Origin of the sequence: Roseibium sp. Sym1, assembly GCF_027359675.1 — a bacterium.
Classification (GTDB): Bacteria; Pseudomonadota; Alphaproteobacteria; order Rhizobiales; family Stappiaceae; genus Roseibium.
Window position 1 is genome coordinate 5,507,441 of record NZ_CP114786.1, and the last position, 12,245, is coordinate 5,519,685.

11 protein-coding genes are annotated in these 12,245 nt (G+C 60.6%); 3 read left to right on the forward strand and 8 right to left on the reverse strand.

Going from position 1 to position 12,245, the window contains the following annotated elements; genetic code table 11:
• Positions 1-139 precede the first annotated feature (139 nt).
• From O6760_RS25550 to O6760_RS25560, 3 genes are all read right to left on the reverse strand, one after another.
• Positions 140-3,325: a calcium-binding protein gene (locus tag O6760_RS25550; RefSeq protein WP_269582469.1), complete on the reverse strand. Its 3,186-nt coding sequence runs from the start codon at positions 3,323-3,325 to the stop codon at positions 140-142.
• A gap of 36 nt (positions 3,326-3,361) precedes the next feature.
• Complete coding sequence (locus O6760_RS25555) at positions 3,362-3,832, reverse strand: toxin-activating lysine-acyltransferase (protein WP_269582470.1); 471 nt, start codon at positions 3,830-3,832, stop codon at positions 3,362-3,364.
• 157 nt (positions 3,833-3,989) lie between these two features.
• Positions 3,990-6,008, reverse strand: coding sequence for a sensor histidine kinase (locus O6760_RS25560; protein ID WP_269582471.1), 2,019 nt, complete (start codon positions 6,006-6,008; stop codon positions 3,990-3,992).
• Positions 6,009-6,373: 365 nt separating this feature from the next.
• On the opposite strand from O6760_RS25560, the gene O6760_RS25565 reads away from it, so the two are divergent.
• Positions 6,374-6,961 (forward strand): LuxR C-terminal-related transcriptional regulator, encoded by a 588-nt coding sequence (locus O6760_RS25565; RefSeq protein WP_269582472.1) that lies wholly within the window; start codon positions 6,374-6,376, stop codon positions 6,959-6,961.
• 103 nt (positions 6,962-7,064) lie between these two features.
• Here O6760_RS25565 and O6760_RS25570 read toward each other — a convergent pair whose 3' ends face one another.
• From O6760_RS25570 to O6760_RS25585, 4 genes are read right to left on the reverse strand one after another with little or no spacing between them, the layout of a single operon-like run.
• On the reverse strand, positions 7,065-8,129 hold the full coding sequence (locus tag O6760_RS25570; protein ID WP_269582473.1) for a TRAP transporter substrate-binding protein: 1,065 nt from the start codon (positions 8,127-8,129) through the stop codon (positions 7,065-7,067).
• Positions 8,130-8,149: 20 nt separating this feature from the next.
• Positions 8,150-9,706 carry a TRAP transporter large permease gene (locus tag O6760_RS25575; protein WP_269582474.1) on the reverse strand — a complete coding sequence of 519 codons (1,557 nt, stop codon included), beginning with the start codon at positions 9,704-9,706 and terminating at the stop codon, positions 8,150-8,152.
• A complete protein-coding gene (locus tag O6760_RS25580; protein ID WP_269582475.1) occupies positions 9,703-10,176 on the reverse strand; it encodes a TRAP transporter small permease subunit in 474 nt (157 codons plus the stop codon). Before O6760_RS25580 ends, O6760_RS25575 begins: the two co-directional genes overlap by 4 nt.
• Complete coding sequence (locus O6760_RS25585; protein WP_269582476.1) at positions 10,176-10,301, reverse strand: hypothetical protein; 126 nt, start codon at positions 10,299-10,301, stop codon at positions 10,176-10,178. Before O6760_RS25585 ends, O6760_RS25580 begins: the two co-directional genes overlap by 1 nt.
• Positions 10,302-10,570: 269 nt before the next feature.
• On the opposite strand from O6760_RS25585, the gene O6760_RS25590 reads away from it, so the two are divergent.
• Positions 10,571-11,113 (forward strand): peroxiredoxin, encoded by a 543-nt coding sequence (locus tag O6760_RS25590; RefSeq protein WP_269582477.1) that lies wholly within the window; start codon positions 10,571-10,573, stop codon positions 11,111-11,113.
• A 177-nt stretch (positions 11,114-11,290) separates the two neighbouring features.
• Here the strand turns inward: O6760_RS25590 and O6760_RS25595 are convergent, their stop codons facing one another.
• Entirely contained in the window at positions 11,291-11,662 is a 372-nt protein-coding gene (locus tag O6760_RS25595; RefSeq protein ID WP_269582478.1) for a VOC family protein, read from the reverse strand.
• A 103-nt stretch (positions 11,663-11,765) separates the two neighbouring features.
• Between O6760_RS25595 and O6760_RS25600 the strand changes: the two genes are divergently transcribed.
• Positions 11,766-12,239: a winged helix-turn-helix transcriptional regulator gene (locus O6760_RS25600; protein ID WP_269582479.1), complete on the forward strand. Its 474-nt coding sequence runs from the start codon at positions 11,766-11,768 to the stop codon at positions 12,237-12,239.
• Positions 12,240-12,245 lie beyond the last annotated feature (6 nt).

Consider the following 12,245-nt stretch of genomic DNA (forward strand, 5'->3'; position numbering starts at 1 on the left):
GTTGCAAATTTCTCCAACCGGAATGAAACAATGAATTCCGCCATGTGCAGCTGCTTGCGAACTGACTGTCGCCGCGTGAACAGGCAAAAGGGGCCGCCCAGGACGGCCCCCTTGCACGCTTGGAAAATTGTATCGGTTATCAGATGAAATCCGTGCCAGGCACGCTGACGTCCAGGGCACTGCTGCCGTGACCGAGAGCGGCCACAAGATCGGACTGAACGGCATCTCCCTCGCTGGTACCGAACGCACCAAACGTGTCCGCAGCTCCGTCGAGCAGCTCGAGAATGTCGGCCGAAGCGAAGGTTTCAGAACCGATTGCGACACTGTCGGCACCAAAGGCAACTCCGTCGTCCCAGTCCGGCTGGTCATAGATCGCCTTCAGGTCGAACTTGAAGCTGTCGGCCCCCTGAATGACTTCCAGCCACTCGACGGCGGTGGTGGTGTCGTCCATGCCGTAGACAGTTGCCACGGTCTTGTCCTCGAGCTGGATCTGCAGCGTGTCTGCTGCCTTGATGAAGCTGAAACTGTCTTCTTCCATGGCCAGGGCCGAGAAGCTGCGCAGTTCGATGACGTCGTTGCCGTCAGGGCTCTGGGACAGCTCGTCCAGGTCGGGCAACTCGACACCAAAGCTTTCCAGAAAGGACTGGATACCGTCCGTTGCCCGTTCACCGATGCTGGCTTCGCCGTCCGCCCAGATCGTATAGGTGTCATCTCCGGCCTCGCCCGAGAGGAACCCGGCGCCGCCGAGGACATCGTTGCCGATGCCACCCAAGGTGACATTCGCCTTGACCTCATAGGCACCGAAGCCGGCAATCCCGAGATCAGGACTGAAATCGGCCGCAGCTTCGATCACGTTGGCAATCGGCTCCGTGATGCCCTTGATGGCGTTGACGGTGGCGGTCAGCGCGGCGCGGAAGTCCTGAACCAGCGGAACGTCGGTCAGGGCATCGTGAATCATGATCTTCGTGAAATCCATCACATCCAGGATCACGTCCGATCCGGCCCCGCCGGCATAGAGATTGCCGGCGCTGACGGCCAGGACCTCAGGTGCTTCGCCGTTGTCGATCTCCTGCTGCATCTCCAGCGCATCGACCAGCTTGTCGAGCCCCTTGCTCGTCATGATCAGGTCATCGCCGTCGCCGCCCATGACAAGCGAGTTGGTATCGGCCAGGCTGAGCGCGACATCGTTGTCCGCACCGCCGTGAACGATGGTGCCGGGGCCACCGGCAACCAGCAGGTCGGCGCCCTCGCCTCCGAGCTGCGCCGTCAGGACGAGTTCCTCCGGCAGGGCGCCATTGACGAGCGCGCCGTCACGCTTGCCGTCGTCATCTGTTTCCGTGTTCGGGGAGAGAGTGACGGCCGCTTCATCGCCGAAGGAAAGGCCGAGCATCACGTCGGTGTCCGCACCGCCATACTGGAACGAAACGGCACCCTTGAATTGTGGCGCCACGACTTTGGCCGCGGCGACCATGACGTCGGAGCCGTCTCCGCCAAACTGGGCGACACCCTGGCCGCCACCGACGATGATGTCATTGCCGGCGTCGGCATATTGCAGCACGCCGACACCGCCGCCGACCATGACGTCGTCGCCCTGGCCCATGACCTGCGTCGTTGTGGCCCCGGCACCGAAGGCAAAGTCCTTGCCCGAACCGCCGAACTGGAAGTTGTTGACACCGCCACCGATCAGAATGTTGGTGCCGCCGCCGGTGGTCTCGAAGTGCTCGTCGAAATTGTCGATGACTTCGGCAAACTTGCCGTCATCGAAGCCGAGATCGGACGGAACCGCGCTCCACAGGTGGTCGCCGAACTGGATATTGTTGGCACCGCCGGCCATCAGGAAGTCGTTCCCGGAACCGCCGATCTGGATGTTCGCGCCGCCGACCGCAAAGAGCGCATCGTCGCCTGCACCACCATGCTGCAGGTTGAGTCCGGCAACACCGACCAGCACGTCCGCCCCGTCGCCGCCGAACTGGCCGACATTGGTGCCAAGACCGAACATGCTGTCATTGCCTGTCTCGCCGAATTGCAGGTTGCCGGTTCCGGCAGCGGCCAGGAGGTCATTGCCCTCGCCGCCGAACTGGATGTTGGCGACACCGAGCGCCTTCATCCGGTCGTCACCCGTCCCGCCCCACATCGTGTTGACACCGCCGAGCGCGAACATGTCGTCATTGCCGGCCTCGCCGTAAACGAGGTTCACGCCGCCGACGGCCTCGATCGTGTCATTGCCATCATTGCCGTGCAGCACGTTGACGCCGCCAACAGCCTTGATGGTGTCGTCGCCGGCGCCGCCATAGGCCCATGTTGAACCCGCGGCAGCTTCGATATGATCATCGCCGTTTTCGCCATGAATAACGTTGGAGACGCCGTAGCCGAACATGGCATCGTCATCATCGCCGCCGCGCATGACATTCGACGCGCCCCAGCCTTCCATGTGGTCCTCGCCGTCATTGCCGTTCATGACGTTCGACGCGCCGTAGCCGTTCATGGTATCGTTACCGGTACCGCCATGCATGACATTCGAGATGCCGTGGCCTTCCATGGTGTCGTCACCGCTGTCGCCATGCATCACGTTGGAGGCACCGTAACCGTACATGGCGTCGTTGCCGGTGCCGCCATGCATGACGTTTGACGCACCATGGCCCTCCATGCGGTCATTGCCGGCATCACCGTGCATTACGTTCGAGGCGCCGTAGCCATACATCCTGTCGTCGTGGTTGCCGCCAGACATGACGTTGGAAGCACCACGACCTTCCATATGGTCGTAGCCGTCCTGGCCGTACATGACATTGGAGGCGCCGTACCCCTTCATGGTGTCGTTGCCGGTACCGCCATACATCTTGTTGTAGGCGCCATAGCCGTAGACACCATCATGGCCTGAACCGCCCTTCATGATGTTGGTGGCGCCATAGCCGTAGAGCTTGTCGCTGTAGCTGCCGCCGTCCATGTCGTTATAGACGCCGTAGCCATAGAGCTTGTCGTAGCCGCTGTCGCCGCGCAGGACGTTCTTGGCGCCGTAACCATAGATATAGTCGTTGCCCGTGCCGCCGGAGAGCTTGTTGTAGCCGCCGTAGCCGTAGAGCTTGTCCGTGCCGCTGCCGCCATACAGGTAGTTGGTGGCACCGAAGGCCTTGATCTTGTCGCTGCCGGAGCCGCCATAGAGGTAGTTCAGCGGTGCCCAGCCTTCGATATAGTCGTTGCCGGAGCCGCCATAGAGCTTGTTGCGGATCGCCGAATAGCCGTAGATCGTGTCGTTGCCGCTACCGGCATCCTTCGTGCCGTAAAGCCCGTAGATCTTGTAGGTCTGGTGAATGCTTGTAGAGCCCATGTCGAAAAATCCTTGTGTCGGGGGAGGTTATGGAGCTCACGCCGCGTAGGCGCGGGCCTTGACGGGGCGGCCGGATTGGTCGAGGCCCGGATGTTGTACAATCCGGAGCGCATGACCTTGCGCGTCCCGCCGGACCGACCGCAGGGCCCGTTCGGGAAAGACAGTGCGTTTGAGATCGCGCGCGACATGGAAGCCGTCGCCGAACGGCGCGATGAAATCGATCACCACGGGATTGGACCCGTTGTTCCATTCGTCGGGCGCCGGCACATGGTCGCGGTGCAGAACCGCCTCTTCGGTCGTCTCGTCGAGCCAGGCCCAGGTGGCAAGAGCCACTGGCATCGCGCCGCGCCGCCAGATCCTCAACTGACCGAGCATCAGCGGCGGCAGGATAAGACCGCCGACTTCGGCAATGCTTCGTTCCTTGTGAAGGTCGCTCTCCGCCATGAGGGCGGTCGCTTCGCCAAGCATGGCGAAGGTTACCTGCGGGGGTGTTTCAAGGGGGGCCATGATGCTGCTCCTGACTGCGATTGCGTTGTCAGAAAGCTAAGAACGGCCAATCCCGCCCGGTATGGGGTGGATCCCCCAATCGCTCTGATGAACCTGGACGCGCGAGTGCAAGCGCAGGTCCGGAGGCTTCAGCAGATGTCCGTGGTTTCGTACGGGATCAGCCCTGCGACATCACCAGGTCCCTGGCACCGGGCGAAACTGGAATGGAAAGGGAAAAGACGGTTCCGCGCCCCGGCTCCGACCAGGCATCGAGGACCAGACCGTGCTTCGCGGCGAGCTCTGCGCAAATCGCCAGCCCCAGTCCGTGGCCTTCACTGTCCGTGCCTGATTGCCAGGCCTGCCGATAGCGGGTCAATTCCGCCGCGCTCATGCCAGGCCCCGTATCGATGACCTGCAGAACAATACAGTCGCCGCGCCGCCTCACGCCGGTCAGAACCCTGCCCGAGCCTGTGTATTTGATCGCGTTGGAAACCAGGTTTGAGACAATTCGCATCAGCACCAGGGGCTGGATGAGGACCTGAGCACTAGAATTGACAATCCTCAGGTCCAGTCCTTTCGAGCGCGCTTCGGCGCTGAACATCTGGTCGACCGTGTCGAGGATCAACGACACCTCATATGGATCAGTGTCCGGTTCCCCTACTGCTTCTGCATCTTGCAGGCTTCCCTGCTCCGCTTCCGCACGTGTTTCTTCAAGATGGCCAAGCGTCAGGTCCTCTATGTAGTCGAATGCCTCTTCAAGGCGTGCCCGCGTGGCTGTCGGATCGTCTCGGGTCATGGCCTCCACCGTCAGGCGCAAGGCGCTCAGCGGCTGCTTGATATCGTGCGACATCGAAGCAAGCTGAAGCCGGCGCCTGTCGGCAAGATCCCGTGCCCGGGAATAGTCCTGTTCCGCCTTCAGAAGATCGCGCGCAATCGCTGCTTCCTTGCGAACCGCCTCGATCTCGCGCGCCAGCGCTTCGGCATGCTCGCGGCGCAGTTCGATCAGACCGGTGGAAAGGCCGGCCATGATCCCGAAGGCAAGCGTTGTGTAAACGCCCTTGATCAGCCAGGGTATCGAAATCTCGCCGACGCCCGTTCTGGCTATCGCCAGCAGAACCGACAGCGAGAAACCAACGATCGTTACAAACATGACCCAGCGAACGACCCGCCTGCGCGCGCCCTCGAAGGCATCCCACCGGAAGACGCAATACACCTGGGCTGCCAACATCGCGACCATCATGAGATAGGTCACGGGCGCGACAATCTCGGCGGGCAACAGAAACACCAGGCTGATGCAGGCAAGCGTGATGGCGCAGGCCACGAAGAACAGCCGTTGATGGCTGGGACCGCTGGCGTAGCGCTTGAGCGACAGGCCCGCGGTGAAAAACCCCTGTGCGACGAGCACCAGCAACAGGACAAGGCCAAAAGGCAGGTGCAGGCCGGGAGACTCGGGATAGAGCCAACGAAACGGGAAATTGTCCAGATAAGCGACAAAGGCGAGACCAAGCAGCAACAACAACGCATAGGAAAATTCAACATCGCTGCCGAGCGCCAGGCTGAAAACAATGAAAAACACAAGGCATGCGCCGAGGAACGCGTAAAAGGCGACGAGTTTCAGACCTTCCGAGAAGGCAATCGAAGCGTGCTCGCTCGGGCTCTCAAGGCTGAAATCGACCTCTTCGATCGCCCCGTGGACCATGCGCACCGCAAGAACCGCAGCTTCGCCCGGTTCAAGATCCGCGGGCGCACTGCGCAACAGGTTGATACTGTAGTCCTTTGGCGAAAACGGCATGCGAATATCGTGGGCAAGGAGCTGTTCGACGCGGCCATCCGAGCGCAACAGGAAGACATCCAGGACGATCAGGCCATGGATACGGGAGACCAGCACCCGGCTTGTTTCCTTTCCGTCGCCACCTGACCCGGGCGCCAGAATGGAGACCAGCCCCCAGATCGCCTGGTAAGGCACGACCTGCGCTCCGACCGCGGCAAAATCCTGCGACAGCTCGCCGTCCTGAAACCGGCGTTTCAGGCTTTGCAGCGTCTGTCCGCTGTCGGCGGCGAACCACATGGCCCGGTCGGCATTGGCAACCGGAACATCCGGATCGAGTTGCAGCGCGGCCGGCGCTTGCGCGGATGCGGAGGGAGCGAGGAAAAGAACGCTCAAGCAGACAAGGATATATGCTATGACTGCTTTCACGCCGATCCCTTCAACTGACTGGCCGAGCCTAGGTGACGGACCCATAAATGAAGGCGAAATGGCATGGAAAATGGCGAAACACCGCCAGGAAGGGTGCGTGGAGCGGGTTTTTTGCCCGGTCAAGCGCGCTGACGACGCGGAGTGAAGCCATTTCCATGTCCTTCGGATTTGACTGATTTGGGCAGCCTCAGCGTCGCGAAAGGCTTGAAAATGAACCACATTTCCTGCACTTTCGCTCCTTGATGAAGACCAATTCGCCTCAAACCATTTCATCTTCATTTATGGGTCCGTCACCTAGAGTGCAACAGCCCCGCTTTCATGCCGTTATCGCCGACGATCATGCAATTGTTCGCTCCGGTTTGCGAGTGGCTTTGGAAACACCCGGAACCGTTGAGCCGGACGGCATCGAAGTGGTCGCGGAAGCAAGCGACGGCCTTCAGGCGATTTCCGCCCTCCGCCAGCACAGGCCTTCCCTCCTTCTTCTCGATGTCCAGATGCCGCTTGCCGGCGGACTGGAAGTCCTCATTGAAGCGCGGCGCTGGTCGCCGGACACAAAGGTTGTGATTCTCACCGGCGTTTCTTCGGTCGGCAAGATCGGCGAACTGGTCTCAAGCGGCGTCGACGGACTTTTTTCCAAGAGTGAGGATCATGACGAGCTCATCTCGAGGCTGCCCAATATCCTGCGGGGACAGCGGCACATTGCCGGAAGGTTCCAGGCACTGCTGCGGGACGCGCCGGAGGTGCCGGCCCTGTCGGATCGCGAACGCCAGACCCTCAACCTGATTGTCTCCGGCCGCTCGAACCGGGAGATCGGCGAAACGCTCGGCATCAGTGCCAAGACCGTCGACCGGCATCGTACAAGCCTGATGAAAAAGCTCGACGTGCATTCGGTCGCGCAGCTGATTGCCTATGCGCTGCGCGAAGGGTTGATCGACCCTTCAACAGAGCTCTGATTCCAGCCTGATGGTCCCATGATGACGGCGGCCGCAGGAACCCGCGACCGCCCTTTCAATTCCTGACCGGTTCATCCGTCCGGCCTTCCTATCGGGTCCGATGTCAGAGCCTCTGGGTAAAGGTCGCGGCCTTCACCTGGATCGCATAATCCTTGGCAAGATCCAGGAAGGCGTCATAGCTCTTCTGGACTTCCTCGAATTTCGGATTCGCGGCCGCATTTTCCGACATGACCTCGGCAACGGCCGGTTTGAGCGCCTCAATGACATCGTCCGGGAAGGCGGCGAAGGTGACACCTTCGTCCTTGAGCTTCTTCATCGCCACGGCGTTGTAGTAGTCGAACTGCGCAGTGGTCTCCACCGAAGCGGCTTCGGCCGCATTTGCGATGATGGCCTGCAGGTTGGCCGGCAGGCTGTCATAGGCCTCCTTGTTGACCACGATCTCCAGCGCGGCGGAAGGTTCGTGGAAGGCCGGCACGTAGCAGTATTTGGCAACTTTCTGCAGACCGAAGGCCTGGTCCAGCATCGGACCGACCCATTCGGCGGCATCAATGGCGCCGGACTGGAAGGCCGGGAAGATTTCCGGAGGCGGCAACAGCACCGCATTGACGCCGAGCTTGCGCATCGCTTCGCCCCCCAGGCCGGCAATGCGCATGTTGAGGCCGGCGAGATCGTTCAGGCTTTGCACCGGGTTCTTGAACCAGCCGGCGGCCTGGACACCTGAACTGCCAGAATAGAACGGCTTCAGACCGCGTTCGGCATAAATGCCGTCCCAGAGTTCCTGACCGCCGCCGTAGCGCAGCCATGCGGTTGTCTCGACCGCCGTCATGCCGAACGGCACGGCAGAGAAGAAGTGCAGGGCCGAGTTCTTGGAGGCTGCGTAATAGGGTGTTGAATGGCCGATCTCCGCGGTCCCCTGTTCGACGGCGTCCTCGACGCCGAAGGGAGGCACCAGCTCGCCGCCGGAAAAGACCTTGAAGGTCAGCTGTCCGTCGGACATGGCTGCGACACGCTCGGCAAACGTGGTCACGTTGGTGCCGACACCCGGCGCCTTTGCCGGGAAGGAGGTGGGCAGTTTCCATTCGATCTTGCCCTGGGCAATCGCGGGTGCAGCCAGGAGGCTGGCCGGTGCGGCGACCGCGCCCGCCTTCAGGAAATCACGTCTTTTCATCTTAAAACCTCCTCAGGTATTCAAAACAGGACCTCGGGCAAAAAGGTTGCCAGTGCCGGAAAGGCTGCGACCAGCCCAAGGGCCAGCAGCTGAATTGCGACGAACGGTATCACCGCGAGATACACATCCGTGGTGCGTATCTCCGCCGGGGCAACCGAACGGAAATAGAAGAGCGCAAACCCGAAGGGCGGCGTCAAGAAGGATGTTTGCAGATTCATTGCAATCAGCACCGCGAACCAGACCGGGCTGATATCCGATTGCAGGATGATCGGGCCGACAATCGGCACGACGATGAAGATAATTTCAACGAATTCCAGAATGAAGCCAAGCAGGAAGATGACCAGCATGGTCAGCACCAGCATGCCCCAGGCTCCGCCCGGCAGCGCATTGAGCAATTCCGCCACGTGTTCGTCGCCATCGAAACCGCGGAACACGAGCGAGAGAATGCTGGCGGCCATGACGATGCCGAAAATCATGCCGGTGATGGTCACGGTCTCCTTCAGCGCCTGCAGCAGGACGCCGCCGCGCAGCAAGGAGGCGGATGACGCCAGCAGCAGTCCAAAGGCGGCTCCTGTCAGCATCAGGGAGAACAAGGTCACGGCGGACCAGCTGATATGGCCGGCATCGAAATCCAGTCCGAAGAGGTCTGCCCGGCGCAACAGCAACAGAAGCACAGCCAGCCCCGCGCAGGCCGTCGCCAGGCGCGCAGGCATCCCGCCACGGCCGGATGCGGCGATCAGGATCGCCCCGGCCACGCCGACACTGGCGGCTTCGGTCGGCGTTGCAATGCCCACGAGAATGCTGCCGAGCACCGCAACGATCAGCCCGAGCGTCGGCGCGATGTTGGTGACCAGTTCCAGAGCGGACACGTCCGCCCGGTCGTTTTCCCGGTCATTCTCCGCCGCGCTTCCGCGCAACCGCAGCAACACATAGGCACCGTAAAGCGCAACCAGCAGAAGGCCGGGTATCAGGGCGCCGGCAAACAGGTCTCCGACGGTAACCGGGTCGGGCGCGAAATTGCCGGCTTCCTGCTGGGCTTCGAAATAGGCATTCGAGACCTGGTCTCCCAGGAGAATCAGCACGATCGAGGGTGGAATGATCTGGCCGAGCGTGCCGCTGGCACAGATCAGGCCGCTGCTCATGTGCTTGTTGACGCCCGCAGACAGCAGCGCGGGCAGCGTGATCGTCCCCAGCATGACGATTGTCGCCCCGATGATGCCGGTCGAGGCGGCGATCAGGGCGCTGACCAGGACAACCGACAGCGCGAGTGCCGCCTTGTGGCCGCCGAGCGCCGTGGTCAGGCTCTTGAGCATGCGTTCCGCCTGCCGGGACTTTTCCAGGATCAGCCCCATGAACACAAACAGCGGCACCGCCAGCAGCAAGGGGTTGCTCATGATGCCGAAGACCCGCTGGGGAACCGCCTGAAAATACAGAAGGTCGAAGTCCCCTGCCATGGCAGCCAGAAGCGCAATCAAGGTTGGGGCGCCGGCAACAGCCAGAAGCACGGGCACTCCGCTGAGGATGCAGGTAAAGACCGCCAGGGCCATGACAAAGAGCCAGACGATATCCGCACTCATGAACGGGACCGCCGGACCGCACTGAAAAGCTGTTGCAGAACAAAGAGAACCACGAGCGCCGGCAGGACCAGAAGGCATGTCTTGACGAGAAACAGCCCGGGCAGGCCACCGGTTTCAGGGGATCCTTCCAGGATACTCCAGGAGCTGCGCACAAGCGGATACGCGGTCCACATCATCAGTGCGAACACAGGAAGCGCGAGTAGGAGATCCCCTGCCCTGTCGATCCGGCGATTGGTACGTTCGCCCCAATTCTGACGAAACACGTCCACGCGCACATGCTTGTCGGCGTCAAAGGCTACGGCGACGGACAAGGCAACCAGAGCGGCGAAGGCGTAGTTCACCGCATCCTGGATTTCCAGGAAGCCGATGCCCAGAAGATACCGCATGAGCACCATTGCCAACTGGCCCAGAAAGACAATGGCGGCGAAACTCATGCATACCCAGCGCACCACCTTGAAAATACCGCCCATCAAATGTTTGTGGCTCCAATGACCGAAAACTGTTCTTCGGCAAATTTATCCGCTCCAACAAGGATTTGCCAGAATTCTTGCGCGGAAACCTGTGCACCGTTTGCTCCAACCAAAATAGCTACCAATGTGAAATCCGACGGGCATGCCTCCTGCGAATTCGAGAAAACCGGCGAACCGGGCGGCCTGTCACATTTGCCGCCCCCCCGGGCCGGGAGACTGCACACAAGCTTCTTCGAAATCACCGGCAAAATGGATTGCGGCACTGCAGCAAATGCGCTAGGCGAGAACCGCTTCCATCAACAGCGCCCTGGTACCGACGCCGCTCTCCTCCCGCGGTACGGTCACCGCCTCCGGGCACTGCCCCTTTTGCACCAAGCCAATTCCGGAGTGAAAAATGCTCGGCAAGAAAGTTCCGTCCGTAACCTTCCGCACCCGCGTCCGCGACGAGACCATCGATGGTCCGAATCCGTTCCGCTGGGAAGACAAGACCAGCGACGACTATTTCAAGGGCAAGAAGGTTGTCCTGTTTTCGCTGCCGGGTGCCTTCACCCCGACTTGCTCCACCTACCAGTTGCCCGATTTCGAGAAGCTCTTTGATGAATTCAAGGCGGAAGGCATCGACGAGATCTACTGCATCTCCGTCAACGACGCTTTCGTGATGAATGCGTGGGCCAAGGCCCAGGGTATCGACAAGGTCAAGGTGATCCCGGACGGGTCCGGGGAATTCACGCGCAAGATGGGCATGCTGGTTGCCAAGGACAATCTCGGTTTCGGCATGCGTTCCTGGCGCTACGGCGCCGTCGTGAATGACGGACTGGTCGAACAGTGGTTCGAGGAAGAAGGCTTTTCCGACAATTGCGAGAGCGATCCATATGGTGTTTCCGCGCCGCAGAACATCCTGGAAAAGCTGCGCGCGTCCAAGGTCCAGGCTGCTTAAGCTCAGCCCAGCTCAGGATGGTTGATGACCCCGGCTCCGGCCGGGGTCTTTTTTTGACCGGTTCACCGATCCAGCGGGGCATCACATCTGCACATCCGGTGCGAGGTTATTGCCGGAGCCAATGCTGCCGCGGATATTCTGCTGGTTCCCGCCGGTCTCAGCCTCACGGTTTCCCGGTTACCTGGACAGGTCTTGCGCCAGCATGAGGGCGTTTCCGTCCGGATCATAGAAGGTTGCCGTGCTGACCATCCCTTCTATGGTTTCGGTGTCACCGTCGAATTTTACATCAACTTCTTCCAGCGCCGTACGCGCCGCCGCAATGTCGGCAACGCCGAATACGGGAACGGTGTTGCCCGGCGTCGGTTCTGCCTGTTCGCCCAGTCCCAGGGTGACACCCTCGGTCCTGGTCTGCAATTCGCTCCAGCCTGCCTCGTCGAAATGATACAGCAGCTTGAAACCGAGATGGCGTTCGTACCAGTCGGCACTTGCATGCCTGTCACGAACAGAAATGGCCAAAGTGATCGTATTGTCCAAAGAAACTACCGGCATGACGCTTTCCTATGTATCAAAAGTATAGTAGCTATACTTTATGAACATGCCGCTGCTTGTCAACCTCACTTCGAAGGCCTGGAGCCTGAAAATCCTGGCGCTGATGCATTCCGGCGTTCCCGGCCGGCAGGCTCCGCTGATCGCGGCGGCCCAAGCAAGCCGTTCGGCATTTGCTTCGAGCCTGGATCATCTGATCAGAATCGGGATGCTTGAAAAAAATCCAGGTTACGGCCATCCGCTGCGGCCGGAGTTCAGACTCACGCAAGCGGGTATTCCCGTCGCCGCATTGGCCAGCCGTATCCTGGAATTGGCTCCCGAAGACAAGGACTTCGCGCTTGTCAGGCGGAGTTGGGCCGTCCCTGTTCTGGCAGTCACGTCGACACCGAAGCGCTTCATGACCATAAAGGCCGGACTGAACACTATTTCGGATCGCGCCCTGTCGAAATCGCTCCACGCACTGGAAGAGCAGGAGTGGATCAGGCGGGAAATCGACCTTTCCTCGCGCGCGCCCTTTCCGACCTACCATGCGGTGAATGCAGGCGAAAAAATCAGCAAGACGATCGGTTTGTCCATCTAGGCGGCA

Bases quoted from the DNA above. Each gene is read 5' to 3' on its own strand.
- O6760_RS25550 (WP_269582469.1), bottom strand. From the start codon at position 3,325: ATGGGCTCTACAAGCATTCACCAGACCTACAAGATCTACGGGCTTTAC.
- O6760_RS25555 (WP_269582470.1), bottom strand. From the start codon at position 3,832: ATGGCCCCCCTTGAAACACCCCCGCAGGTAACCTTCGCCATGCTTGGC.
- O6760_RS25570 (WP_269582473.1), bottom strand. From the start codon at position 8,129: ATGAAAAGACGTGATTTCCTGAAGGCGGGCGCGGTCGCCGCACCGGCC.
- O6760_RS25575 (WP_269582474.1), bottom strand. From the start codon at position 9,706: ATGAGTGCGGATATCGTCTGGCTCTTTGTCATGGCCCTGGCGGTCTTT.
- O6760_RS25580 (WP_269582475.1), bottom strand. From the start codon at position 10,176: ATGGGCGGTATTTTCAAGGTGGTGCGCTGGGTATGCATGAGTTTCGCC.
- O6760_RS25590 (WP_269582477.1), top strand. From the start codon at position 10,571: ATGCTCGGCAAGAAAGTTCCGTCCGTAACCTTCCGCACCCGCGTCCGC.
- O6760_RS25595 (WP_269582478.1), bottom strand. From the start codon at position 11,662: ATGCCGGTAGTTTCTTTGGACAATACGATCACTTTGGCCATTTCTGTT.
- O6760_RS25600 (WP_269582479.1), top strand. From the start codon at position 11,766: ATGCATTCCGGCGTTCCCGGCCGGCAGGCTCCGCTGATCGCGGCGGCC.